This is a genomic window from Brucella cytisi, assembly GCF_038433355.1.
GTDB classification, from domain to species: domain Bacteria; phylum Pseudomonadota; class Alphaproteobacteria; order Rhizobiales; family Rhizobiaceae; genus Brucella; species Brucella cytisi.
In genome coordinates this window covers 55,916-81,313 of the sequence record NZ_JBCAUP010000027.1, presented here as the reverse complement: position 1 = coordinate 81,313, position 25,398 = coordinate 55,916, and the positions used below count along the sequence as shown (strand labels likewise).

The window sequence follows — 25,398 nt, the reverse complement described above, 5'->3', positions numbered from 1 at the left end:
GCGGCTTTGATCAATTGACGGATGGTTGCCGACTTATGGCTGCCGAGATTGTCCATGACGACAATGTCGCCTGGCTTGAGCACCGGGACCAACTGCTGCTCGACATAGGCGCGGAAACACTGGCCGTTCATCGGTCCGTCGAAGACACAGGGTGCTGTAAGCTGATCGTTTCTCAAAGCGCCCAGGAATGTCAGCGTGCGCCAGTGGCCATGCGGTGCAAATGCCCGCAGTCGCTTGCCTTTTGGACCCCAGCCTCTGATCGGCGACATGTTGGTCTTGATCCAGGTCTCATCAATGAAGACCAGCCGTTCGGGATCAAGGTGATTTTGCAGGGTCTTCCAGCGCTGTCTTTTGCGAGCGACGTCGGCACGAGCTTGCTCAAGGGCGAATAGTGTTTTTTTTGAAGCGCAGCCCTTCACTGCGAATGAATTCCCAGATCGTATTGTGCGAGACGGAAATACCCCGCTCGGTCAACGCCGCCTTCAGGCCATGGAGTGTCAGGTGTGGGTTCTCGGCGAGCCGTTGCACAATGATATCACGATGCGGTTCGAGTATCCGCTTGCGGTGGCCGCCCATCTTGCCGGGATGAACCGATCCGGTCGCACGATGGCGCTGGGACCATTTTACGACTGAAGATGCGGCAATTTCAAACCGCGTCGCCACTGAACGAACGCTTTCGCCACTCAGCACGGCGGCAATAACGCGCTCTCGAAGATCATTCGATATCGGTGCGGTCATCCAACGCTGGCCTCCATCCAGCCAGCATCAGTGAATCAGAACAAAACTGATTTGGGAAGCGCATTCGATTCAGAGAAAAACGGAAACGCTCTAGGAATAAGATGCGGCGAAAGCAATTCACGTGGCGAGATGAAATTGCTATAGGCGAGTAGGGTTCACGGCTGGCGCACGATCCCGCGCCAAGTCTGGCCTTCTGGGGAAGTATATTCGAGAAGATGTCGCTGCGGTCTATTAAGGGCAGTTTGAAATATCCGCTGATCCGTGCGGGGCTGGAGGCTATTGCCTTTTCCGGTGCGTCGGTGCTTTTCCCTTCTGCCGGTGGGCGCGGTGTCGTCTTCACGATGCATCACGTCAAACCGGAAGATGCGACAGATCGGTCAGACCCCAACGCCATTCTTTCGATTACGCCGCAAACGCTTGAAATGGCGATAGAAGCGGCATTGGAAGCGGGCCTTGTGCCGGTGCATTTGCATGACTTGCCGAGGCTGCTTTCCGAACAAGGCAGCACCCGGAAATATGTCGCCTTCACGCTGGACGATGGTTATCGGAACAATGCAGACTTCGCGGCCCCTGTGTTTGCCAGATACAGCATTCCCTACACGATTTTCATCACGACGGGTTTCGTGGAACGCAAGCGATCCATGTGGTGGCGGACCATTGCGGCTCTGGTGACGGAGGCCGACAGTTTCCAGTTCGACTTTGGCGGCGGTGTTCTCGATGTGCGCGCAGCAACTCCGGCCCAGAAATCAGCGGCCTTTGCCCAGCTTGTGCAGTTCATGCAGTGTTTCGATGAAGATGAGGCAGTAGCTCGCATAGACGCAGCTGCACAAACGGTCGGGATCGACGCAATTTCGCTTGTCGATGAATCGGTGATGAACCCATCGGAATTGCGTGCTCTTGCGGTGGACCCGCTTGTGCATCTTGGCGCCCACACGGTCACTCATGTCAATTTATGTCGTGTCGATGACGAAAGACTGGCCAAGGAAATCGCTGACTCGACCGAATCAGTAGAACGCTATGCTGGTTATAGGCCGCGATCCTTTGCCTATCCATATGGATGGAAGGCGGCCGTTGGCGAACGCGAGATCAGGGCGGTTTCAGAAGGCGGGTTCGATGTCGGGGTGACCACCCAGCCCGGTGTGCTGCAGCAAACAGGTGTTATGCCAGCCGCAGCGATTCCGCGTATTTCACTCAACGGCTATTTTCAGAAGAAACGCTATATAAAGGTGCTCGTTTCAGGCCTGCCGTTCAAGCTGCTCTAGCAATAGTCCATTTCCAGAAATACTGCCCTGAAACACGAAAGGCCGCCTGTCGGCAGCCTTCGTAAAACCTGATCTGGAGAAAAACTGGAGCGGGCGAAGGGATTCGAACCCTCGACCCCAACCTTGGCAAGGTTGTGCTCTACCCCTGAGCTACACCCGCTCGCGCCAGTCATTCCGGAAACCGTTCATTTCCGTCAGGCAGGCGCTATATGGACCAACGCTCCGGAGATTGCAACAGGGAAATTTGCTTCTTTGTGCAAGATATTTTCCGGTTCCCTCCAAAGCTGTGGATGAAGTCAACGCCCGAGGCGTGTGACGCTGATCAGCGAGGCAAACAGTGCGAAGCCGGATGCGAAGAAGAGAATATAGGGTGTTCCTTCCACGCCCCATTGCGACAGCAGAAAGGCGACGAAAGCCGCCCCCAGCGATTGGCCGAGAAGGCGCGCCGTGCCCAGCATGCCGCTGGCGGCCCCGCTGCGTGAGCGCGGCGTCGAGGTAATCATCATGCGATTGTTCGGTGCCTGAAAGAGGCCGAAACCAATTCCGCAAATTGCCATGCGCCAGCATATATCCGGTATCGATGGATGTTCCGGCAACATGCCCACCAGAGCAAGGCCGATGGCGAATATGATGAGCCCAAACAGGCCCAGAATCGCCGGTGAGTGTTTGTCGGACAGTTTGCCCGAAAGCGGCGCGACCATGGCAAGCGCAATGGGCCAGGGCATCATCAGGAAACCAACCTCGATCGGCCTGAAGCCAAAGACGACCTGAAAGAGGAACGGCAGCGAGATGAATGCCATCATCTGCGCCAGAAACGACATGATCGAAGTACAGATGGAAAGCGTAAAGACGGGAATGCGCAAGAGGTCGAGCGGCAGCAGCGGATCGGCCATGCGTAGCGACCGCCGTGTGAGGAGAACAGCCGCGGTTACGCAGCCCACCGCCTGCAACAGCACGACGAAGGAACCGATTTCGTTGCCTGCACTGTCGATGGTTGTGATCAGAAGACCGAAGGTGAGCGCTGACAGGATGGCGCTGACCACGTCGAATTTGCGTGCGGAGCGCTCATTCTCGGGCAGGCTTTTGAGGCCCATCACGACGGCAGCAATGCCGAGTGGAATATTGATGACGAAAAGCCACGGCCAGCTCAGGGACGAGAGCATGACACCGGCAAGCGTCGGCCCGATGGTCGATGAAACGGCGACGAAGAGTGCATTGAGGCCGATGGCTGTACCGAATTTTGCCTGCGGCACCGTATAGCGCAAAAGGGCGGTGTTGACGCTCATCAGGCCTGCTGCACCCAGTCCCTGTATGATGCGGGCGAAAGTGAGCGCTTCCAGTGAGCGTGAGAAAACGCAGGCGACGGAAGCGACGGTGAACAATGCCACGCCGCCAAGATAGACACGCCTGTAGCCATAGATTTCGCCAAGTGCTGCAAGCGGAAGCAGGGTGACCACAATTGCAAGCTGATAGCCGTTGACGATCCAGATCGAGGCTGCAGGACCAGCCGAAAAATCGGTGGCAATCGTCGGGAGGGCGACATTTGCGATGGTGCCATCGATGACGGCAAGCGTCAGGCCCACCATCAGGGTTGCCCATGCCCAATAGATTCTCGGCTTAGGCAAACCGTCCGGAGCGGCGGACGTGCCTTGATGGATCGCGGTTTCGTGCTTCATATTATGACCAGTATTCGGATTAATATGGCTGGCGCTTCCACGTTCGCCGGAACCGCTTCAAATGCCACAAATAAAAACAGGTTTCCTGTAACCTTAACCCTATTGGGAAGGTCGGCAAGTTATCTAGCCGAAAATTGCCGGACGAAAACTGTTTTCGGGCCATAAACTGGCCGAGTAACGCTATTGTGTGCCACTTTCCGCCTGAACCGGCAGTTTCATGACATGCGCATACTTGTGCGGATTGAAGCTCAGATAGAGCGGGCAGATGCTCGCGACCAGAACGAGGTGCATGATCCAGCCGGAAGCAAACGAACCGGTCAGGCCATGCAGGAAAGCGGTCGCGACGGGACCGAGAGCCGCGGTCAGAAAGCCACCGCCCTGCATCATGGCAGCCAGTGCGCCTGCTTCTTCCGGTTTGGGCAGGTGATCGAGTGATGTAATCATGGCGAGTGCGAAGCTGCCGCCGAGACCTGCGCCGCAGATCGCAGACCAGAAGAAAGGCGAAAGCTGGGGTGCCAAGGCAAGGCCTGCGAAGCCAATTGCCTGCATAGCCAATGTCAACAGCAGCCACGGGCGGCGGTCGGTACTGTGGCGCGCGACGAGCGGCAGTCCGAAAGCCGCTAGCGCCTGTGCAACAGCCATCGCCGCGACGAGATTGCCGGTGGTGGAGGCAGCAAGACCCAGCGATTGATAATAGGGCGCGAGCCAGGCGACCATGGACGAGTAGCCCGCATTGACGAGACCGAAGGCAGCCATCAGCACCCAGGTGCGGGGGCGCCGCAGCAGGTGCCCGGTTATTCCGGATTTTTTGCCCGACGATGACGTCTCGCGGAGAATGGGCAGTGCCGTCAGCAAAGCCAGGACGGCGGGGATTGCAAGGACGGCAAGGGCGAAGCGCCAGTTATGCTGGCTGCCCGCAAGCCATGGTGTCAGCCGCGCGCCGAGAGCTCCGCCCCCCATGATCATGGCAGAATAGAGCCCTGTTACGGTGGCAATGCTCGACGGGAAATTGGCTTTGATGAGGCCGGGCATCAAGGCCTGAATCATTGCAACGCCAGCACCGCACAGAACGGCGGTTAGCACCAGCGAAACGCCATCCGGCACGAAGCCGCGCAGGAGGGAGCCTGCCGCAAGAATGGCAAGTGCTGCGAACATGCTGCGCCGGGTGCCGAACAGCGACTGGATACGCGGAGCCGCGAAAGCGCCAAGCCCCATCAGCATCATTGGCAGGAAGGTGAGCAGGGACAGCCCACCGAAACCCATGCCGGTATCGGCCGCGATATCCGAAAGCACCGGCCCCGGCGCGGTCAGGAACGGACGCAGGTTGAGGCCGATCAAGACGACGAGCGCGATGAGGGCGAGGCTTGCTGTGTTCTTGCTGCCGGTCGCCGGATGGATGGTAGTCTGCATGTTTCAGGTGCCAGTCTTCTTCTTGCTTTCCCATACTTGGTAGAGTTCAGGATCGTTTTCCGGCGGGGAATGTTCGAAACTGATGCCGTTCTGTGCGTCGAGAGGCTTGGCGAGTTCAACGGCGATTTTTGCGGTTGAAAGGCCGAAGGTTTCGGCCTGCTCATTGGAATAGGCGAAGCGGATTTTTTCAATACCGGCCATGCGCATCGCGGCAAAGCACATGGGGCAGGGCTGGCCGCTGGCATAGACTTCACAGCCGTCGAGCCGTGGCGATTGCAACGTCTTGCCCGCCGCGCGCAGTGCCAGCAATTCGGCATGGGCGGTCGGATCGCAATCGGCCTGCATGCGATTGACGCCTGTGGCGATGACCTTGCCGCCCTTGACGACCACGGCGCCGAACGGGCGTCCGCCTTGTTCGACATTGTAGAAGGCGAGCCTTATGGCCTGATCGAGATATGTGCTGTCGTTGCTCATTTCGCGCCAGCCTTTTCCAGCATGGTCACCATGGGCGCATAGCCGCGGCTGCGGGCATGCTGAAGCGGCGTGATGCCGTCCTTATCTGCCAGATTGACGTCGGCACCGGCGTCGATGAGAAGCTTCACGATATCGACGTGGTGCTGGCCACCGTCGCCGAGCATGATGGCTTCGAGGAGCGCCGTCCAGCCAAGATTGTTGACGTGATCGACCTTGACGCCAGCCGCGATCAGCGTGCGCACCGTTTCGACATGCCCCCGTTCGGAAGCGGGAATGAGTGCAGTTCCGCCATAGCGATTGGTGCTCTTCAGGTCCGCACCGTGCGCAAGCGTCATCTTGAGGATTTCGAGGTGTCCGCGCGCGCCAGCATAAAGATAGGGGCTGTCCTTGATGGCATCCTTGGCATTGACGTCAGCGCCAGCATCAATGAGTGCACGGGCGACATCGACATGATTGGCATGGGTGGCCGCCAGAAGCGCCGTCTCGCCATTCTTGCCGCGCGCTTCGAGGTCCGCTCCGGCTTTGATGGCTGCATTGACCGCAGCCAGATCGCCAGATGTTGCGGCCTGAAGAAGAGAAGTTTCGGCTTGGGCTGCGGCGTGGTGGCCCGGCAATGTCGGTTCGGTCATAACTATCGTCCCTGCAATCAATGCCAAGGCACTCAAGCTGAATATTGTTTGACGCATCGGCTGGTTCTCCTGCTTGTTGCGTTCATACAAGCAAGGTGTCATATTTGGAAATTAAATGTTGAACTGATATCCAGTGGGTTTATGAATACTTCTTTCAATCTCGATCTTTTGCGGGCCTTTGTGGCTGTTGTCGACAGCCGTAGTTTTACGGCTGCGGCCTTGCAGCTGCACTCGACCCAATCGACCATAAGCCAGAAGATCATACGGCTGGAGGAAGCTGTTGGACAGGCGCTTCTGGAACGTGCCCGGCATGATGTGCGCCCGACGGATGCAGGCGAAAAGCTGCTGGGCTATGCGCGCCGTATCCTGCATCTGCATGATGAGGCGGCAGCTGCGATGACTGGCACAGCACTTGCTGCCGTGTTCCGCCTCGGCCTGCCGGAAGATTTTGCCTCACGGCTGGTTACGCCTGCGTTGGCGCGTTTCATGCGCACACATCCCAATACGAAACTTGAGGTGACGAGCGGTCTCAGCCGCGATTTGCAGAAAGGTTTCGAAACCGGTGAGTTTGACCTTGTCATGGTGAAACAAAAACGTGGCGAAACGGTTGGGACCATGCACTGGCCGGAGCCGCTGTCCTGGCTCGATAGCGCCGATTTTTCTATTTCCCATGTTGATCCGCTGCCGCTCGTCGTGTTCCCACCCAACGGGCTTTATCGCAGCGACATGATGGAGGCTCTCGATCGGGTGGGCAGGCGCTGGCACGTGGTTTTCACCAGCTCCAGTCTGGTGAGTATTCAAAGTGCGGTCGCCGAGGGGCTGGGTGTCAGCCTGCTGCCGACGCGTGTTGCGCTTCCCGGTCATCAGGTGGTGCCTGCCGCAGCAGGATTGCCGTCCGTCGAGCCGATGGAAATCGTCATCCGGCACATGGACAACGGCCCCGACCAGATCCGTCAGCTTGCCGAAATGCTGGCGGAGATTGTCGGAGACTGAGAAGGTTTCAGACAGGCCGCCGACCTGTGCTCTCCCTCGACAATTGCTTGCTCTGATTGATTGTATCGTTTCGAGTGCCTTTCACGAAATTTCCGGTCTTTCATTCTGTTTAGTTTCTGAAAAGCACATCCGTTTTCAGATTGACTGATTTTGTATCCAGGATATTGTGTCCAGAAAAGTTGGGAGGCTTTTCTATTGGCGGCTTTTGAATGGCGCAGTCAGACCCGTTTGCTGGACGAAGTGGCAGAGGCACTTCGTGAGCGAATCTATGCTGGTGACTATGCGCCGGGCGCGATACTCAGGCAGGAACATATAGCGGCTGAGTTCGGCATCAGCCGGACGCCCTTGCGTGAAGCCTTGCGCGTTCTGGAGCGTGACGGGCTCGTCATTCACCTGCCAGGTCGGGGGGTGCGTGTCGCTTCCGCCGATCTCACCCGCCTGATCGATGCCTATGCCGTGCGCGAAGTGCTGGACGGTGTGGCCGCGCGCTTTGCCGCTGAGCGGGCGAGCGATGCGGATATTGCAAAACTGCGTGCGCATGTTGCGGGGCAGGGCACGGTCGTCGATCCATGGGACCCGAAAGCCTACACCCAGTCAAATGTCGATTTTCATATGGCGGTGATGAACACGGCGGGCAACGCGTCGCTGATCGCCTTCGTGCCACTTCTGCGGATGACATCGCAGGTTTTTGCGCCTTCGTTCTCGTTGTCCGTCGACAGGGCGCGCGATGCAATCCGCGAACATGGTGCAATTGTCGAAGCCATCGCTTCGCGCGATGGGGAGGAAGCCGAGCGGCTGGCGCGGGCGCATATTCGCGCCACAACCGCGAGACTGGAGGCGGAAATGCCTCTTCGGGAGAATGAAAATGAAACATGAGAACAAGACGGGAGGAGCCGGCTTGCTCCGTTATGGCAATTTCATCGCAGGCGAATGGCAGGATGCCGTTGGCGGCGAGCATATCACGCTCCGAAATCCTTCCGACGGCAGCGATCTTGCGCTGATTGCGCGCGGCACCAAGGCTGATATCGATCTGGCGGTGGCTGCGGCCCGTAGCGCGTTTTCCGGCGATTGGGGCAAGCTGACGGCGACCGAGCGCGGTCGTGTGCTGCACCGCATGTCGGAAGAAGTGCTGAAGAACATTGATCTCCTGACCGATCTGGAATCGAAAGATGTCGGCAAGCCGATCACTCAGGCCCGCGCCGATGTGGTGGCGCTGGCGCGTTATCTCGAGTTTTACGGCGCTTCCGCCGACAAGGTGCATGGCGACACGCTGCCCTATCAGAACGGCTTTACGGTTCTGTCGATCTATGAGCCGCATGGGGTCACGGGGCATATCATTCCGTGGAACTATCCGATGCAGATTCTGGGTCGCAGCCTTGGCGCAGCGCTGGCCATGGGCAATGCAGCCGTGGTCAAGCCTGCCGAGGAAGCCTGCCTGACCATACTGGAATTTGCGAAGATTGCCGAAAAGGCTGGTCTGCCGGTCGGCGCGCTCAATGTGGTGACCGGGCTTGGCGCGGAAGCGGGTGCAGCGCTTTCCGAACATCCCGATGTCAACCATATCTCGTTTACGGGGTCGGTGCGCACGGGTGAAGCGGTACAGGCAGCAGCGGCAAAGAACACCGTGCCGGTGACGCTGGAACTTGGCGGAAAATCGCCGCAGATCGTTTTCGCCGATGCCGATCTCGATCGCGCTTTGCCGTTTCTGGTCAATGCCGGTATCCAGAATGCCGGTCAGACCTGCTCGGCTGCGTCGCGCATTCTCGTCGAGCGTAGCATTTATGAAGATGTCGTGGCGCGCATGTGCGAACGCTACCGTGCGCTGAAAGTCGGCCCTGCCAGTGCCGATCCGTCGGTTGGTCCGGTGGTGTCGCAGCGCCAGAAGGCGATTGTCGAAACCTATCTCGAACTGGCGCAGGAAAGCGGTCTGGCCATTGCCGCGCAAGGCGTGCTGGCCGAAGACGCGCCGGAAGGCGGGGCCTATGTGTTGCCGACGCTGATCCGCGACGTGCCTGCCGATCATCGTCTGGCGCAGGAGGAAATCTTCGGCCCGGTGCAGGTCATCCTGCCGTTCGATACCGAAGAAGAAGCCATCGCGATTGCCAATGGCACATCCTATGGTCTCGTTTGCGGCATCTGGACCAATGACGGCGGACGTCAGTTCCGCCTCGCGCATGCCATCCATGCCGGTCAGGTGTTCATCAATAATTACGGCGCTGGCGGCGGTATCGAACTGCCATTCGGCGGCGTCAAGAAATCCGGCCATGGCCGCGAAAAGGGTTTTGAGGCGCTTTACGGATTTGCCTCGCTGAAGACAATTTCCGTGTATCACGGCTGAAAATAGCATTCGGGAGAATTACAGTGTCGCTTGAAGGTAAGGTCGCGCTCATCACGGGAGCAGGTTCGGGGTTTGGCGAAGGCATGGCAAAGCGCTTTGCCTCAGGCGGCGCGAAAGTCGTCATCGTTGACCGCGACAAGGCGGGAGCCGAGCGCGTCGCAGGCGAAATCGGCGATGCGGCACTGGCCGTTGCTGCCGATATTTCCAAGGAATCTGATGTCGATGCAGCAGTGGAAGCCGCTCTGTCGAAATTCGGCAAGGTCGATATCCTCATCAACAATGCCGGTATCGGTCACAAGCCGCAAAATGCCGAACTGGTTGAGCCGGAAGAATTCGACCGCATTCTCGGCGTCAATGTGCGCGGCGTTTATCTCATGACGCGCAAGCTCATTCCGCATTTCAAGGGCAATGGCGAAGGCGTTATTCTGAACGTCGCTTCGACCGGCGCTGGGCGCCCGCGTCCGAACCTCGCCTGGTACAATGCCACCAAGGGCTGGGTCGTTTCCGTGACCAAGGCGCTGGCTATCGAGCTTGCTCCAGCAAAGATTCGCGTCGTGGCGCTGAACCCGGTTGCCGGTGAAACGCCGCTTCTCACCACCTTCATGGGCGAAGACACCGAGGAAATCCGTAAAAAATTCCGCGATTCCATCCCGATGGGCCGCCTGTTGAAACCCGACGATCTGGCTGAAGCTGCGGCTTTCCTTTGCTCGCCCGCTGCCTCTATGATTACCGGGGTTGCGCTCGACGTGGATGGTGGGCGTTCGATTTAAAAAAAGAGACGAGGGGAGCCAAAGAGGAACAATGGGTAAACTGCTGAAAGCCGGGCTGATAACAGCCGCGATGCTGGCATCGATCAACGGTGCATTTGCAAAAGATACGCTGGTGGTTGGCGAAGTGCTGGAACCGCCGGGCCTCGATCCGACGGCGAATGCTGCTGCTGGTATCCGGCAGGTTACCTATGCCAACCTTTATGAAGGTCTGGTGCGCATTGTCGAAGACGGCACGGTGAAGCCGCTTCTGGCTGAAAGCTGGACCGTCTCCGACGACAAGAAAACCTATACGTTCAAGCTGCGTCAGGGCGTGAAGTTTCACGACGGCACACCGTTTGACTGCTCGGTCGTGAAGTTCTCCTATGAACGCGCAGTGGCTCCGGATTCCACCAATGCGCAGAAGGGCCTGTTCGCGCCGATTGAAAGCACGCAATGTCCTGACCCGGCGACCGCCGTTGTCACGCTGAAGCGCCCGACCTCGAACTTCCTGTTCAATATGGGCTGGGGCGATGCGGTGATGATCGCACCGAATTCGGCTGGCGACAACAAGACCAAGCCGGTCGGCACCGGTCCGTTCAAGTTCAAGCGCTGGGTGCAGGGCGACCGCGTCGAGCTGGAACGCAACGCGGATTACTGGGGTGAGCCTGCAAAGCTCTCTGCCGTCACATTCCGCTTCGTCAGCGATCCGTCGGCTGCAGCGGCTGCCATCCTCGCCGGTGACATCGACGTGTTCCCGATGTTCCAGGCGCCTGAGCTGATCAGCCGCTTCAAGAGCGACGACAAGCTGCAGGTCGAAGTGGGCGATACGGCAGGCAAGGTGCTGCTGTCGCTCAACAATGCCAAGGCGCCTTTCGATAATGTGAAGGTGCGTCAGGCGCTGGCTCATGCCATCGACAGCAAGACGCTGATCGAAGGCGTTTATTCAGGTTTCGGCACGCCCATTGGCTCGCATTATGCGCCGGTCGATCCGGGCTATGTCGATCTGTCGGAAACCTATCCGTATGATCCGGCCAAAGCGAAGCAGTTGCTGGAAGAGGCTGGCGTGCCGGCTGGCACATCGATCACCATCACGCTTCCACCTCCGGCTTATGCGCGCCGCGGCGGCGAGATCATTGCGGCCATGCTGGCGGAAGTTGGCATTCAGGCCAATCTCGTGCCGATCGAATTTGCGCAATGGCTGGATCAGGTGTTCAAGCGGTCGGATTTCGATGCGACGATTATCGCGCACACTGAAGCACGCGATCTCGATATCTACGCCCGCGACAAATACTACTTCAACTATAACAACCCGGAATATAAGGCGCTCTACAAGGCCTATGCCGAGGCCGGTAGCGATGAGGAACAGCTCGAACTCGTGAAGAAGCTGCAGGAAAAACTTGCTGCCGACGAGCCGAATATCTTCCTCTATGCACTGCCGAAAATCGGTGTGTGGAACAAGAATGTGAAGGGTCTGTGGAAGAACATGCCGATTCCGGCTGACGACCTGACGCAAGCCTATTGGGCTGAATAACAAGGTTCGCCCCGTCGTTTGCTCGGCGGGGCGGTTTTACGCGAATGGCCACGCACCCCATAAAGATAAGGGGGAGGGCGTGCGGCGAGTTGGAATGTGGAAAGCGGATATCCGTCTTTTCAAGGAGGTCGCTTTGCTGGCTTATATATCCGGGCGATTGGTTTCGCTTCTGCTTACGACGCTTGCGGCTTCCGTCATCGTCTTTCTGCTTATGCAGGTGCTACCGGGGGATCCGGCGGCGGTGATCCTCGGCATCAATGCGCAGCCTGAAACGCTGGCAGCACTTCACAAGCAGCTCGGCCTCGATCAGCCGCTCTGGTGGCGTTATCTCGAATGGATTGGCGGCTTTCTGAAAGGTGATTTCGGCACGAGCTACACATACTCCGTGCCGATCAGCGAATTGCTCGGACCGCGCATCATGGTCACGCTGCCACTGGCTTTACTTTCCATGATCCTGTCCGTTGCTGTTGCTATTCCGGTTGGCGTCTATGCGGCATCCAAGCGCGGCAAGACCGGCGATGTGCTCTCCATGGGCGTGGCACAGGTCGGTGTTGCAATTCCGAATTTCTGGCTCGGTCTGCTTTTGATCCTGCTCTTCGCCTTGCAGCTCGGCTGGTTTCCGGCCTCGGGCTTTGCGGGTTGGGAAGGCGGCTTCTGGAACGGCATCCGCTCGTTGTTCCTGCCGGCGCTTGCTCTTGCGCTGCCGCTTGCCGCCATTCTGGCCCGCGTCACCCGCTCCGCTGTCATCGAGACGCTGGGCGAGGATTTCGTGCGGACCGCGCGCGCCAAGGGGCTGACCCGCAAGGCAGCACTCTGGCGTCATGCGGTGCCGAATGCGCTGATCCCGGTTGTCACCATCATCGGCCTGCAATTTTCCTTTCTGCTGGCGGGAACCATCATCATCGAAAACGTCTTCAATCTGCCCGGTCTTGGTCGGCTGGTGTTTCAAGCCATCGCGCAGCGCGATCTCGTCACCGTGCAGTCACTGGTGACGCTGCTTGCCGCTTCCGTGATCGCGGTCAATTTCATTGTCGATCTTGTCTATGGCTTCATCGATCCGCGCCTTTCGACGGGAGGCAGCCGATGAGTGAAACGCAGGCTCTCCCGAAGCCGGGTGTATTCAAAACAGTGCTGCTGAGCCGCAGCCTGACTGTCGGCTCTTTCATCACGATCATTCTGGTTGCGATGGCCGTTATCTCCTATGTCTGGACGCCATATTCGCCGACCGCCATGAACTTCCGTGACAAGTTGCAAGGTCCGAGTTTCAGCCATCTGTTCGGCACGGATAATTTCGGGCGCGACGTGTTTTCCATGATCATGGTCGGCGCTCGCAACTCCATCGCGGTGTCAATCATCGCCGTGTTGGTCGGTGCGGGCATTGGCATACCGCTTGGGGCTTTTGCGGCTGCACGTGGCGGCATGGTGGACGGCTTTGTCATGCGCATGACCGATCTGGCCTTTGCGTTTCCGGCACTTCTTACCGCCGTCATCATCACCGCGATTTTCGGGCCCGGCGCCGTCAATGCCATGATCGCCATCGGCATTTTCAATATCCCGGTGTTTGCGCGCGTCACGCGTGGCGCATCACTGGGCCTGTGGAAGCGCGAATATGTGCAGGCTGCGCGTTGTGCCGGGCGTGGCGATGTGTCGATCACGCTTTTGCATGTGCTGCCCAATATCAACCATGTGCTGATCGTGCAGGCGACGATCCAGTTCGCGCTCGCCATCGTTGCCGAAGCGGGCCTTTCCTATGTCGGGCTTGGCACGCAACCTCCGATGCCGAGCTGGGGCAAGATGCTCAACGATGCACAGACCTTTATTTATGATGCGCCATGGCTCGCCATTTTCCCCGGCCTTGCCATCACGCTCGCCGTGCTTGGTCTCAACATGCTGGGCGATGGATTGCGCGATGTGCTTGATCCGCGCGTCAGGAGGCAGAGATGACAACACCTTTGCTTGAAATGGACAATATGTCCGTTGAATTGCCTATTGGCCTCAAGGTCTCGGATATCGTGTCCGATATCACGCTGACGCTCAATCGCGGTGAACGCCTCGGCGTGGTGGGTGAGTCCGGCAGCGGCAAGTCGATCACTGCCCTCGCTGCCATGGGTCTGCTGCCGGACCGTATGCGCGTGCGCGGCACGTTGCGTTTCGACGGGGAGGATCTGGCAAGCAAGCCGGAAGCGGAACTGTGCAGGATGCGCGGACGGCGCATGGCGATGATCTTTCAGGAGCCTATGACGGCGCTCAATCCGGTCAAGACCATCGGCGCACAGATTGCCGAAGGTCGCCGTCTGCATTTGGGCGAAAGCCGGGCCGATGCGGAGCGCAAGGCGCGCGAGCTTCTGGATCGTGTGGGGCTGCCTGCACCGCGTTTCAATCTCGATCTTTACCCGCACCAGCTTTCCGGCGGACAACGCCAGCGCGTGATGATCGCCATGGCGATTGCCTGTGAGCCTGATTTGCTGATCGCCGATGAGCCGACCACCGCGCTCGATGTGACTGTGCAGGCGCAGATCCTCGATCTCATGGATGAACTGATCGACGAAACCGGCACGGCCCTGATGCTGATCACCCATGATCTCGGCGTCGTTTCGGAAATGACTGATCGGATTGCCGTCATGTATGCGGGCCGCATCGTTGAGACCGGGCGCACGGAAGCCGTCTTCCATCGTATGGCGCATCCTTATGCGCGGGGGCTGTTCCAGGCTGCTCCACATGGGGCGGCACTTGTGCGCAACCATGGCACAGGGCGCCAGCGCCTTGCCGCCATCCCCGGCGTGGTGCCCGATCCGCTGGCGCGTCCACCCTATTGCACCTTCGCCGACCGCTGCGCCTTCGTGCAGGACGATTGCCGAAGGGCGATACCGGGGCTGGATTTCATCGCCGAGAATGACGGCGTCGCGCATCGCGCCGCCTGTATTCACCCGCGAGACGGCGAGGTGGTGTTATGAGCAACATGATTTTGCAGGTGCGCGATGTGGTGCGCGAATATCAATTGCCGCGCGCATCATTCTTTTCACGAACGAGCGCGTTGCGCGTTCTGCACGGTGTGAATGTCGAGATTGAAGCAGGTCAAAGTCTTGGCATTGTTGGCGAAAGCGGTTCCGGGAAGTCCACGCTGGCCCGCGCCGTGATGGGGTTGGAACGCCCGCAATCGGGGCAGATTCTGATCAACGGACAGGATATCTATGCGCTGGATCGCTCGGGCCTGCGTGAAGCGCGCAAGGGCTTTCAGGCGATCTTTCAGGATCCTTACGGTTCGCTTGATCCGCGCCATACGGTCAAGCGCATCATTTCCGAGCCGATTGTATCGCTGGAAAGCGGCACCAGTTCCAAAGAGCGGGACGAGCGTGTGGCTGAAGTGCTGGAAGCGGTTGGGTTGCCCAAAGCCTCGGCGGAAAAATATCCGCATGAGTTTTCAGGTGGGCAGCGTCAGCGCATTGCCATTGCGCGCGCCCTGATCACCAAACCGGCGCTGATCGTCGCGGACGAGCCGGTTTCGGCGCTCGACGTTTCCATTCAGGCGCAGGTTTTGAACCTGATGATGGATTTGCAGGAGAAGTTCGGCCTCTCCTATCTCTTTATCAGCCATGATCTTGGTGTCGTGCGCGCCATCACCGACCGCGTGGCTGTCATCTATCGCGGAAATATCGTCGAGCAGGGGCCAACGAATGAGGTCTTCGACAATCCGCGGCATGATTATACGCGCGCGCTGGTTGATGCCGTGCCAAAGCCTTTCTCCGGTCGCCGCAAGCGCGTGCGACGTCCAAGCTCCACACTGAAATTGCCTGAGTGATTTGAGGAAATATCCAATGTCGAATCTAGCCGATTTGTCAGCCGTTGAACTCGTGTCCGCCTATAAGGCGAAGTCGCTTTCGCCGGTCGAGGTCACGGAAGCCGTGATCACGCGCATCGAAGCCTATGAGCCGAAGCTCAACGCACTCTGGGCTTACGATCCGGATGCGGCGCGGGTTTCGGCAAAGGCCTCGGAAGCGCGCTGGGCGAAGGGTGAGCCTGCTGGGCCCATCGACGGTGTACCGCTGACGATCAAGGAAAATATTGCAACTGAAGGGACAGCCGTTCCGCTTGGCTGTGCGGCGCTGCCGCTGAAGCCTGCCGTCGCTGATGCCCCGCCTGCGGCGCGCACCCGCGAGGCTGGCGGCGTGCTGCTCGCCAAGACGACCATGCCTGATCTCGGCATGTTGTCTTCAGGCCTGTCGAGCTTCCACAAGCTCGCGCGCAATCCGTGGGATTTGAACACCAATCCGGGTGGATCGAGCGCCGGTGCGGGCAGCGCCGGTGCCGCCGGTTATGGTCCTTTGCATATCGGCACGGATATTGGTGGCTCCATTCGCCTGCCTGCGGGCTGGTGCGGTCTCGTCGGTCTGAAGCCGTCCTTCGGGCGTATCCCGATCGATCCGGCCTTTCTCGGTCGCGTTGCCGGGCCGATGACGCGCACGGTTGCCGATAGCGCGCTCTATATGTCGGTTCTGTCGAGACCGGATCGCCGCGACGGCATGAGCCTGCCTCAGCAGGATATCGACTGGATGAACCTCGGTATCGATGTGAAGGGATTGAAGATCGGTCTATGGTTGGATGCCGGTTTTGGCGAAGAAGTTGGCGAAGAAACGAAAGCTGCCGTGGAAGCTGCGGCAAAGCTTTTCGCTGATGCAGGCGCGATCATCGAACCGATTGCACCGTTCCTGAACCGCACCATGATCGATGGTCTGGATCGTTTCTGGCGCGCACGTTCCTGGTCGGATGTGAAAAAGATGACGCCGGAAAACCGTGCCAAAATTCTGCCTTACATCTATCAGTGGACTGAAACTGCCGAAGGTCTGAACGGCGAGGAGGTCTATTCCGGCTTCGCGCAGATCGACGCGATGCGCCATGCAGCACTTGCAGCTTCCAAGGGCTTCGACTTCATCATTTCGCCAACCTCTCCGATGGCAACCTATCCGGCGGAATGGGCATCACCGGTCAACGATCCGCAGCGCCCGTTCGAACATATCGCCTTCACCGTGGCGATGAACATGTCGGAACAGCCTGCGATTTCGATCAATTGCGGTTACACGTCGACAGGATTGCCCATCGGCCTGCAGATTTTCGGCCAGCGCTTCGATGATCTGGGTGTGCTGCGCCTTGCCAAGGCTTATGAAGAGATGCGGCCAGCGCAAAAGCCGTGGCCAGTTATTGCATGATTGCCAAATCCTGCCCCTCATCCTGAGGAGGCGCGAAGTGCCGTCTCGAAGGGCGAGGAGCCATCTCCCATCCTTCGAGACGGTGATCTTCGACAAGCTCAGGTCACCTCCTCAGGATGAGGGAGATGGGGCAGGCGCTCGGAATGTGGGCGCGGTTATTTCTTCGGGCGAAGCGGTGCCCGTTCCTTGTAACGGTCCATGGCGGTGAGCTTCTGGATCAGCGGATCGGCGTCGCGCCATCCATAAATCTCGGTGCGCAGATATTCGAGCTCGGCTTCGAGTTCCTCTTCGCCGATTTCCGTCCACCATGATTTTGGACGTCCATCCGTGCCATCCGACCAGCGATAGCCGCGCGTCTTCAGGTGGTCTTTCATTTCGAACGGGCTATTTTCAGCATAGATGCGCATACGCGCGCGCTGACTTGCTTTCAGCAATTCGGCAAAGGGCGTGGTTTCGCCCGACTGCTCCTTCAGCACCGCGAGCAGGGCCTGACAGTCATCTTCGGCCCGATGGCCATTATGGAAATAGCCGCTCTGGCCGATCAGGTAGCCAAGCTTGGTGCCTTCAAAACCGCGTGCGGTCCAGTCGATCTCCTTGACCGAACAGGCCCAAGGCTTGTTGGCGAAAGCGATTGAGAAACGCTCGAGAAACGGGCGGTCAAAACCGGCATTATGCGCGATGATGATATCGGCTTCGGCGATGAGTGCGTCCAGCTTCTCACGCGGGATCGTCTGGCCTTTCACCATGTCGTCGGTAATACCGGTGATACGGGTAATGTCAGCGGGTATTGGCTTGGATGGCTGCTGCAGCGCACCGAACGTGGCGCAAACATCGCCGATGGAGCCGTCGTCCGCATAGCGGAAAGCAACTGCACCGATCTCGATGATTTCTTCCTGCGCGGGATTGAGGCCGGTTGTTTCCGTGTCGACGACGACGCCCAGTCGCGGAAAGGCGATCCGGTCGGCATCCGGTACTGTCGGTGGCGGATCAAGCCGCTGCAGGATGCGGTAGCGTCCACTGTCTTTCAGGCGCTGCACCATTTCCGCTTCATCGATGCCGGTCGTCTTGCCGGGCTTGGCGCGGGCAGGGCGTAGTTCTGCCCGTTCCTCTCCTTCCGCAGGGGAAAGAGCAAAAAGGTCGAACTGATGGCGCATGGAACTTCTCCGCATGGGGGAACGGGTTTGGCAAAGAATGCCATTTTGCGGTGCTGCAACCAAGGCCGCAATCGTATAAGTAACAGGTAATCATCCTGTCGAGCGCTAGCAAGGCAGGGCGCTGCGCCGGGAAAGGCATGAGGAGGGACTTCGTGGCAGATTATGATTATTGCGTCATCGGCGGCGGCATTGTCGGGCTTGCGACAGCAAAAGCCATGCAGGAAGCGGAGCCGGGCGCAAGGATCATCCTGCTGGAGAAGGAAAGCGATTTCGCGCGCCACCAGACAGGACACAATAGTGGCGTCATCCATGCCGGTATCTATTACCAACCGGGTTCATTGAAGGCGCAATTGTGCCGGGTCGGTGCGGAAGCCACGAAAGCCTTTTGCAGGCAATATTCCATTCCTTTTGAAACATGCGGCAAGCTTCTGGTCGCGACCTCTTCGCAAGAAGTCGAACGCATGGAGGCGCTCGCCAAGCGCGCGATCCAGAACGACATCACCTTCCAGCATGTGGACCAGCAGACTTTGCGCAAGGTCGAGCCTGCGGTTGCAGGCCTCGGGGCACTGCTCGTTCCGGCGACGGGCATTGTTGACTATGCGAAAATATCGCGGGCGATGGCTGCGGAAATCATTGAGCGCGGCGGTGTCGTGCGGCTCAAGGCGCCGGTTACGGCAATCCGGGAGGATGGCAAAGGCGTTACGGTAACGGCAAATGGCGAGACCTTGCGCGCTTCCAAGCTGGTCGCTTGCGCCGGGTTGCAGTCAGACCGCATTGCGCGGCTTGCCGGATTGGATATCAGCCATCGCATCGTGCCGTTTCGCGGTGAATACTACACCTTGCCGAAATCGAAGGCGAATATCGTCAAGCATTTGATCTATCCGATCCCCGATCCCGACCTGCCATTTCTCGGCATTCACCTGACGCGTACGATTGACGGTGGTGTCACGGTCGGCCCGAACGCGGTTCTGGGTTTTTCGCGAGAAGGCTACGACAAAGGCAGTTTCCGTGCAGGCGATGTCGCGGATATGTCGACGTTTCCCGGCTTCTGGAAGATGGCGATGAAGAACTGGCGCTCGGCTCTATCCGAGTTCAGCAATTCCGCGTCTCGCACACGCTATCTGAAAGAGTGCCGCAAATATTGCCCGACGCTGGAGCTTGCCGACCTTGGTGCGCCGGGCGCCGGAATCCGGGCGCAAGCCGTTCTTGATGACGGTACGCTGGTGCATGATTTTCTCTTCAAGGAAACGGAGAGAATGCTGCATGTGTGTAATGCGCCGTCACCGGCCGCGACGTCTTCCATACCCATCGGCCGCATGATCGCCGAAAAGCTTCTGGGGATAAATCTGAAGGTAAAAACTGCGTGAAAAGAGTTTTTCGCTGAATGATGTTGTTTTCAATTTATTTTTAGCAATCGCTTATTCTCAGTGTTGCTCTTTTAGGTTTTAGTGTTCATCAATATTGCAAGCTTACAACTTGACTTTGATGCTGGTTTGTAATTGCACATTGGGTTCAATTTGAAATAGCGTTTTAGCATTCTCATTTTCAACCGATTTAGGGCCTGTTCGTGAAGTTTGTGCCGCCGCTGGTAGTATTGCTGTTTGCTGCGACGATGTTAGGCATTTGGATGCTCGACACGAAGCGCAGGCATCTTTTGCTTTTCGGCCTGAGCTTCGCCAGTTTTGCTTTCGGGCTTCTGGTTCCTATCTCGCTGGTCTCGGACCGCCTGGCCCTGACCTCGCCGATTGCCACGATTTTCCATTTTTTGGGCGGCTGGCTGCTTTGCGAAGGTGTGATGATACGCATGGGCGGACGTTATTCCCGCCTTGCATCAGGGCTGATCGGGCTCGGTCTTCTTGGAGCCATGGCCTATTTCATTGCAAATGATACGAGCTATTCGCGGATTGCGCCCACTGTCCAACTGACTCTGGGCAGTCTGGTGGCTGTGCTGTGCATTCAAGCGCGCAATCTTGCACGCCGAAGCTGGATTGAGCGCGTGCTGTTTGGTGCATTGCTGTTGTTGATGGTGCATTTCTATGTGCAAGCTGGAATGGCGCTAGGGCTCCCCGCCGATATCACGCGGCCGTCGGAACTCATTCATTCGCGCTATTGGCAGGGCATCATGATATTCGGTGCCTTTGCGGGTGTCTTTGCCGGTCTGGTTCTTCTGGTGGTGACAACTTCGGATGTGGTCAAGGAATTGCAGGCAGAACGCGACTCCGATCCGCTGACCGGTGTTCTCAATCGTCGCGGCCTTGAGCGTCATGCGACTATGCGTTTGGCCGAGGCCCAGCGTGGTGATCATGGGGTCATTATCGCGGATATAGATCACTTCAAGTCGATCAATGACGAGCTGGGTCATGCAACCGGCGATCAGGTGCTGGTTGAGTTTGCCTGTATTCTGCAAACGGTAGCAGCAAATACAACGATTGTTGGTCGCGTCGGTGGCGAGGAGTTTGTTCTCCTGGTCCAGGGTGATGCCGAAACATGTGAGCGACTGGGCGACAGGCTTTGCGGGCGTGTGGCCCGACACAGTTTTCCCATGTTGCCTGCAGACCGCCGGATGACATGCAGTTTCGGCATCGCCATGGTGCGCGGCGCTGAAACATTATGGGAAACAGCAGCACGTGCCGATCTTGCCCTGATGCGGGTAAAGCACCGTGGACGCAATCGCGTTGCGGTGGAGGGGCTGGAATTCCCGAGCGCCAAACAGGGCGCTTATCTGCTGACCGCTTGAGTTGGTTTCCGAAGCCAGCTGAACCGGATTTTTTCATTCCGTAAAGGATTTGGTTACCATAATTGACGATGCTGGAGATGACCTTCCAGTCACCGCTTTGCCATGTCTTGTTCGTCTTTTTGCCGAACTGACATGCAAAGCGGTGCCGCGAAAGTTGATTTCCACTCGGATTTTGTATCATGGCGTGTGTAACAGAAGTGTATGGCTACGCAGCTCCGCGCAGCAACGGCATCAGACTTCCGCTCGGTTTCAAAGGTTTTACGCGCGTTGCGGTTTTCGCCGCGACGGGACTTGTGGCCGGAAGCTGGATGATGACCGCGCTCGGCACGCTGGAAACGGTCGTGCCGGCCTTTGCACCTGTCGCCCCGATCATGCGCCGTGTTTCTCTGACCGCGCCGCAGGCACTTGCCGTCGTCGATCACAAGATCGCGCCATCGCGGCGGATCAGGCAGAGCTTCATCAATGCCTACACTGCTGATGCGGCCTATTCCAACCTCGACTGGCACCGGGCCAAAAACGTAAACGATGAGCCGATTATTGCTGACATCGGTCCCGATTCCGTGATCGAGGACAAGCCTGTTGATACGGCATCCCTCATCGAATTGCGCGCTGATCGCGTCAGGCGCGACGAGCCTGTTGTGGCGAGTGTCGAGCAAGAGCAACCTGTCGCGACGGCTGGCGTGACTGTGGCTGCCTATGCGCCAGTGCCGACCGCACCGAACGCAGCGGCGGACTTCAACAAGATTGATCCGCTTTCGCAAGCTGAAGAAATGGACGCCGCTGAAAGGCAGGCACATCTTCCTACCGGCAATGCCGTTCCTGTTCCGCAGCTTGCTCCGGATCAGAAGACGGACATGGCCGCAGAGGATGAAGCCAGCCAGGATGCATTCCTGCCCGATGATGTGCCGCTGCCGGGCGCCAAGCCTTCGCTGCGCCGCTCCCGCAAGACCGAACTCGCCTATGCGCCGGAAAGCGGTGCAACCGAAGAACCGCGCCCCGGCCTGTTCAGCCCGCTTCTCAATCAGGCTGCACGCAGCAAGGTTGCCATTTACGATATTTCTGCAGCCACTGTTTACCTGCCGAGCGGCGAGCGCCTTGAAGCCCATTCCGGCCTCGGTCCGATGCGCGACAATCCGCGTTATGTGAACCAGAAAAACCGCGGGCCAACGCCGCCACATACCTATGATCTGCGCATGCGCGAGGCTTTGTTCCATGGCGTCGAAGCCATCCGCCTCACGCCTGTCGATGGCAACAACCGCTATAATCGCGATGGCCTTCTGGCGCATACTTTCATGCTGGGACGCCGTGGCGATTCCAATGGTTGTGTCGTGTTCAAGGACTATCCGCGCTTCCTGCGCGCCTTCAAGCGCGGCGAGTTCAACAAGATGGTCGTGGTGACACGAATGCAGTCTTCGAAGCCTGAGCGGATCGCATCGCTTTTCTGATAAATTGCCCGTCAAAACAAACAGCTAGAGCGCCGATCTGATTCAGTCTGATCGAAACACGCTCCAATGCAATTACACAAGGAATTGTGATCCCCAATTCCTTGCGGGGCACACCAGAATTGATAGAGGTCTTTCATCGAAAACCGATGGGAGATTTTTATGAAGCTTTACTACAAGGTCGGCGCTTGTTCGCTCGCACCTCACATCATTCTGAGCGAGGCGGGCCTGCCTTATGAGCTGGAGGCCGTGGATCTCAAGGCCAAGAAGACAGCGGACGGTGGCGACTATTTCGCAGTCAATCCGCGCGGCGCGGTTCCGGCGCTGGAAGTGAAGCCCGGCACTGTCATCACGCAGAACGCGGCAATTCTCCAATATATCGGTGATCATTCCGACGTTGCAGCATTCAAGCCCGCCTATGGTTCAATCGAACGCGCACGCCTGCAGGAAGCGCTGGGCTTCTGCTCGGATCTGCATGCGGCCTTTAGCGGCCTGTTCGCGCCCAACCTGAGCGAGGAAGCGAGGGCGGGGGTGATCGCCAACATCAATCGTCGTCTGGGTCAGTTCGAAGCCATGCTGTCGGACAAGAACCCCTACTGGCTTGGCGATGACTTCACTCAACCAGATGCTTATGCGTCGGTGATCATCGGTTGGGGCGTTGGTCAAAAGCTCGATTTGGGCGCCTATCCCAAGGCGCTGAAACTGCGCGAACGTGTGCTGGCCCGCCCGAACGTGCAGAAGGCATTCACGGAAGAAGGCTTGAATTAAGAATCACAGCCGGAGGCGCAAACCTCCGGCTTTTTGCTACCTGGGTTGCGGATGCGATAACCAGTCTACCGTCTTGAAAGAGGTAACTCGCGTCTGTTGTGGGGAAAATAAAATGGCGGAGAGAGAGGGATTCGAACCCTCGATACGGTTTCCCGTATACACGCGTTCCAGGCGTGCGCCTTCAACCACTCGGCCACCTCTCCGTCTGCCTTGCTGTCGGGAAACCGTGTCTCACGGCGAAAACTGACTGCAAACGTGACACCGCTTTTCGAAACAGGCGCTGGTTAATCGCCAACTAGCGGGTGCGGCGCGAATATAGCCAGAAAATGCATATGTTCAACAGCTATTTGCAAGTTTTTGCGTCTAAATCGCAGAGCCTGTGCAAAGAGCGATATATATGATATAACTGTCTGAAATTATTATATTTTATTTTAATCGTACAATAGTGTTCCAGCTTGGCTTTGAGCCTGACGGGTTCTGTGTGCTATGCTTTAGCAACATCAAAAAGACAAATCTTCGGGAGACCGGTCAGAAAACCGGCGTCGAAATCAAGGTAGGAAATCCGGGGCAGAGAATCGTGATCCGATTTGTATTGCGTAGTTTTGCGGTTGTTTTTCTGGCTTTGGCGGTGATTTTCGCGGTCCTTGACGGCGCGCGTTCCGTCGGCGCGTCGCAGTTCATAGCGAAGCCGCTTTTTTCCATGTGGTCGCGCAACGCGCCCGAGACATTGGCCGATGCAGAAACGTTCGTGACACACTATATAGGGGCAGGAGCCTGGAATGCCGTCTGCATCCCTTTGCTTGAGCAACCGGGTTGGCTTCTTTTCGGCATTCTCGCCCTTTTATTCTATGCAATCGGTCATCGTCGGGAGCGCCCTCTGGGACGCTTCACCGCTCGATAATCAGGAGGTGGATACCATGAGTTTCTTGGACAGCTATCGCAAGAAGACGCAGATGCCTTCGACGGATGAAGCTTTGCCGGGACGCGCGCAACCGATCCCGACATCCGCGACCCACTTCGTCAATCGTCGCCCGCTGAAAGGACCATTGCCGGAAGGCTATAAGCAGGTTCTGTTCGGAATGGGCTGTTTCTGGGGCGCCGAGCGGCTCTTCTGGCAGGTGCCAGGCGTATATGTAACAGCTGTCGGTTATGCGGGCGGAGTCACGCCCAACCCCACCTATGAGGAAACCTGCACGGGGCTGACCGGCCATGCGGAAGTTGTGCTGGTCGTCTACGATCCGAAGGTGGTGAGCCTCGATGAGCTGCTGACCCTTTTCTGGGAGGAGCACGATCCGACGCAGGGCATGCGGCAGGGCAACGATATCGGTACGACCTATCGTTCGGTCATCTATACTTTCGACAAGGCTGATCGTGACGTGGCGGAAAAGAGCCGGGAGGCCTACTCGCAGGCACTTGCCGGTCGTGGTCTCGGTCCGATCACCACGGAAATCGAGGATGCGCCGGAGCTCTATTATGCCGAGGACTATCACCAGCAATATCTGGCGAAGAACCCTAACGGTTATTGCGGATTGCGCGGCACTGGCGTGAGCTGCCCGATCCCGCTGGCCCAATAAGCGGGCTGTAATCAACAGATCGCGCGGTCCTTACCGCGCGATTTTCTTTTTCATGATCAGCATCCCGGCATAGTCGCCTTCCAGATGCTCGAAATCGCTCCAGCCGATCTGGCGGTAAAGGTCGGGCTTTTCTGTGTAAAGATAAGCTTCCGCATAGCCGAGTTCCCGCGCGGCATCCTCGATGGCGCCAACCAAACCTTTGGCAATGCCTTTACTGCGATAGTCAGGCGCGACGAACACACTTGCCACCCATGGCTTCAGATGTGGATGTGTTTCCAGATCGTTGTGGATCAGAAGGGCAAGACCGGCGGGTTGTTCGTTCCAGAGGGCAACTCGCGCTATCTGCCCATCGTCTTCGCGGGAGATGTCGTTAAAAGCCTTGACGGTCTGTTCGAGGGTGGAGCCGCTAAATTCGCCCCATTCCGCATGGTTCCACGCGGCACAAATGGGCACGAGATCGGGGCGGTCGGCGAGGGAGGCAATGTGAAGCATGGTGTTACCAGTGCGGTGGTTTGGTGACCGGTACGTCCGGAGCAGTCTGTTCTTCCAGTTCCAGAAAGCGGTCGGTCAAGGCGCCGAGTTTCTTGGAAAGCCGGTCTATGGTTTTCCATTGTTCGGCCAGAACGGATGACAACTCGTCGATTGTCTTTTCCTGTTGGGCTACGCGAATTTCGAGCTCGGTCAGGCGCTGGTCCGGTGTCATGGCTGGCTTCCATTGG

General features: G+C 57.9%; 24 protein-coding genes, 2 tRNA genes and 1 pseudogene. 17 read left to right on the top strand and 10 right to left on the bottom strand.

Annotated features, from left to right (window positions below):
- Positions 1-738 (bottom strand): annotated as a pseudogene (locus AAE521_RS21725) (IS630 family transposase); the annotation flags it as partial.
- Between the two features lie 215 nt (positions 739-953).
- On the opposite strand from AAE521_RS21725, the gene AAE521_RS21720 reads away from it, so the two are divergent.
- Positions 954-2,000 carry a polysaccharide deacetylase family protein gene (locus tag AAE521_RS21720; RefSeq protein WP_342062419.1) on the top strand — a complete coding sequence of 349 codons (1,047 nt, stop codon included), beginning with the start codon at positions 954-956 and terminating at the stop codon, positions 1,998-2,000.
- Between the two features lie 85 nt (positions 2,001-2,085).
- Here AAE521_RS21720 and AAE521_RS21715 read toward each other — a convergent pair.
- The 5 genes from AAE521_RS21715 to AAE521_RS21695 form a co-directional block, all read right to left on the bottom strand.
- Positions 2,086-2,160 (bottom strand) — tRNA-Gly (locus AAE521_RS21715).
- 136 nt (positions 2,161-2,296) lie between these two features.
- Positions 2,297-3,676: an MFS transporter gene (locus AAE521_RS21710; protein ID WP_342062418.1), complete on the bottom strand. Its 1,380-nt coding sequence runs from the start codon at positions 3,674-3,676 to the stop codon at positions 2,297-2,299.
- Positions 3,677-3,856: 180 nt separating this feature from the next.
- On the bottom strand, positions 3,857-5,086 hold the full coding sequence (locus AAE521_RS21705; RefSeq protein WP_071632500.1) for a cyanate transporter: 1,230 nt from the start codon (positions 5,084-5,086) through the stop codon (positions 3,857-3,859).
- 3 nt (positions 5,087-5,089) lie between these two features.
- Positions 5,090-5,560 carry a nucleoside deaminase gene (locus AAE521_RS21700; RefSeq protein WP_342062417.1) on the bottom strand — a complete coding sequence of 157 codons (471 nt, stop codon included), beginning with the start codon at positions 5,558-5,560 and terminating at the stop codon, positions 5,090-5,092.
- Positions 5,557-6,189 carry an ankyrin repeat domain-containing protein gene (locus AAE521_RS21695; RefSeq protein ID WP_235817658.1) on the bottom strand — a complete coding sequence of 211 codons (633 nt, stop codon included), beginning with the start codon at positions 6,187-6,189 and terminating at the stop codon, positions 5,557-5,559. Before AAE521_RS21695 ends, AAE521_RS21700 begins: the two co-directional genes overlap by 4 nt.
- A gap of 141 nt (positions 6,190-6,330) precedes the next feature.
- Here AAE521_RS21695 and AAE521_RS21690 point away from each other — a divergent pair, with 141 nt between their 5' ends.
- From AAE521_RS21690 to AAE521_RS21645, 10 genes are all read left to right on the top strand, one after another.
- On the top strand, positions 6,331-7,182 hold the full coding sequence (locus tag AAE521_RS21690) for a LysR family transcriptional regulator (RefSeq protein ID WP_071632503.1): 852 nt from the start codon (positions 6,331-6,333) through the stop codon (positions 7,180-7,182).
- A gap of 195 nt (positions 7,183-7,377) precedes the next feature.
- Positions 7,378-8,058, top strand: coding sequence for a GntR family transcriptional regulator (locus AAE521_RS21685; protein ID WP_010659363.1), 681 nt, complete (start codon positions 7,378-7,380; stop codon positions 8,056-8,058).
- Positions 8,048-9,520 carry an aldehyde dehydrogenase family protein gene (locus tag AAE521_RS21680; protein ID WP_342062416.1) on the top strand — a complete coding sequence of 491 codons (1,473 nt, stop codon included), beginning with the start codon at positions 8,048-8,050 and terminating at the stop codon, positions 9,518-9,520. The genes AAE521_RS21685 and AAE521_RS21680 overlap by 11 nt, the downstream gene beginning before the upstream one ends.
- A 23-nt stretch (positions 9,521-9,543) precedes the next feature.
- Positions 9,544-10,290 carry an SDR family oxidoreductase gene (locus AAE521_RS21675; protein ID WP_071632505.1) on the top strand — a complete coding sequence of 249 codons (747 nt, stop codon included), beginning with the start codon at positions 9,544-9,546 and terminating at the stop codon, positions 10,288-10,290.
- A gap of 31 nt (positions 10,291-10,321) precedes the next feature.
- Positions 10,322-11,800, top strand: a complete 1,479-nt coding sequence (locus AAE521_RS21670) for an ABC transporter substrate-binding protein (protein WP_342062415.1) — start codon at positions 10,322-10,324, stop codon at positions 11,798-11,800.
- A gap of 133 nt (positions 11,801-11,933) precedes the next feature.
- Entirely contained in the window at positions 11,934-12,887 is a 954-nt protein-coding gene (locus AAE521_RS21665) for an ABC transporter permease (protein ID WP_071632588.1), read from the top strand.
- The gene (locus AAE521_RS21660) at positions 12,884-13,744 is read left to right on the top strand and encodes an ABC transporter permease (RefSeq protein WP_071632507.1); all 861 of its coding nucleotides are present in this window, start codon (positions 12,884-12,886) and stop codon (positions 13,742-13,744) included. Before AAE521_RS21665 ends, AAE521_RS21660 begins: the two co-directional genes overlap by 4 nt.
- A complete protein-coding gene (locus AAE521_RS21655; RefSeq protein WP_342062414.1) occupies positions 13,741-14,754 on the top strand; it encodes an ABC transporter ATP-binding protein in 1,014 nt (337 codons plus the stop codon). The genes AAE521_RS21660 and AAE521_RS21655 overlap by 4 nt, the downstream gene beginning before the upstream one ends.
- Positions 14,751-15,599, top strand: a complete 849-nt coding sequence (locus AAE521_RS21650) for an ATP-binding cassette domain-containing protein (protein WP_071632509.1) — start codon at positions 14,751-14,753, stop codon at positions 15,597-15,599. Before AAE521_RS21655 ends, AAE521_RS21650 begins: the two co-directional genes overlap by 4 nt.
- A 16-nt stretch (positions 15,600-15,615) precedes the next feature.
- Entirely contained in the window at positions 15,616-17,004 is a 1,389-nt protein-coding gene (locus AAE521_RS21645) for an amidase (protein WP_342062413.1), read from the top strand.
- A gap of 155 nt (positions 17,005-17,159) precedes the next feature.
- Here AAE521_RS21645 and AAE521_RS21640 read toward each other — a convergent pair whose 3' ends face one another.
- Positions 17,160-18,158, bottom strand: coding sequence for a 3'-5' exonuclease (locus AAE521_RS21640; protein ID WP_342062412.1), 999 nt, complete (start codon positions 18,156-18,158; stop codon positions 17,160-17,162).
- Between the two features lie 152 nt (positions 18,159-18,310).
- On the opposite strand from AAE521_RS21640, the gene lhgO reads away from it, so the two are divergent.
- The 4 genes from lhgO to gst all read left to right on the top strand — a co-directional run bounded on the left by lhgO (position 18,311) and on the right by gst (position 23,105).
- Complete coding sequence (gene lhgO, locus AAE521_RS21635) at positions 18,311-19,525, top strand: L-2-hydroxyglutarate oxidase (protein ID WP_342062411.1); 1,215 nt, start codon at positions 18,311-18,313, stop codon at positions 19,523-19,525.
- Positions 19,526-19,725: 200 nt separating this feature from the next.
- Complete coding sequence (locus tag AAE521_RS21630; RefSeq protein ID WP_071632513.1) at positions 19,726-20,895, top strand: GGDEF domain-containing protein; 1,170 nt, start codon at positions 19,726-19,728, stop codon at positions 20,893-20,895.
- Between the two features lie 179 nt (positions 20,896-21,074).
- Entirely contained in the window at positions 21,075-22,340 is a 1,266-nt protein-coding gene (locus tag AAE521_RS21625) for a tlde1 domain-containing protein (protein WP_342062410.1), read from the top strand.
- A 159-nt stretch (positions 22,341-22,499) separates the two neighbouring features.
- Positions 22,500-23,105 (top strand): glutathione transferase, encoded by a 606-nt coding sequence (gst, locus tag AAE521_RS21620; protein ID WP_342062409.1) that lies wholly within the window; start codon positions 22,500-22,502, stop codon positions 23,103-23,105.
- Between the two features lie 113 nt (positions 23,106-23,218).
- On the opposite strand, the gene AAE521_RS21615 is transcribed toward gst, so the two are convergent.
- Positions 23,219-23,308, bottom strand: a tRNA-Ser gene (locus tag AAE521_RS21615).
- A gap of 374 nt (positions 23,309-23,682) precedes the next feature.
- Between AAE521_RS21615 and AAE521_RS21610 the strand changes: the two genes are divergently transcribed.
- Together AAE521_RS21610 and msrA are read left to right on the top strand one after the other, a co-directional pair.
- On the top strand, positions 23,683-24,006 hold the full coding sequence (locus tag AAE521_RS21610; protein ID WP_071632590.1) for a hypothetical protein: 324 nt from the start codon (positions 23,683-23,685) through the stop codon (positions 24,004-24,006).
- Between the two features lie 16 nt (positions 24,007-24,022).
- Entirely contained in the window at positions 24,023-24,679 is a 657-nt protein-coding gene (gene msrA / locus AAE521_RS21605) for a peptide-methionine (S)-S-oxide reductase MsrA (RefSeq protein WP_342062408.1), read from the top strand.
- 30 nt (positions 24,680-24,709) lie between these two features.
- On the opposite strand, the gene AAE521_RS21600 is transcribed toward msrA, so the two are convergent.
- Both AAE521_RS21600 and AAE521_RS21595 read right to left on the bottom strand, forming a co-directional pair.
- A complete protein-coding gene (locus AAE521_RS21600; protein ID WP_071632541.1) occupies positions 24,710-25,171 on the bottom strand; it encodes a GNAT family N-acetyltransferase in 462 nt (153 codons plus the stop codon).
- Positions 25,172-25,175: 4 nt separating this feature from the next.
- Positions 25,176-25,382: a SlyX family protein gene (locus tag AAE521_RS21595; protein WP_071632542.1), complete on the bottom strand. Its 207-nt coding sequence runs from the start codon at positions 25,380-25,382 to the stop codon at positions 25,176-25,178.
- Between the last annotated feature and the right edge of the window lie 16 nt (positions 25,383-25,398).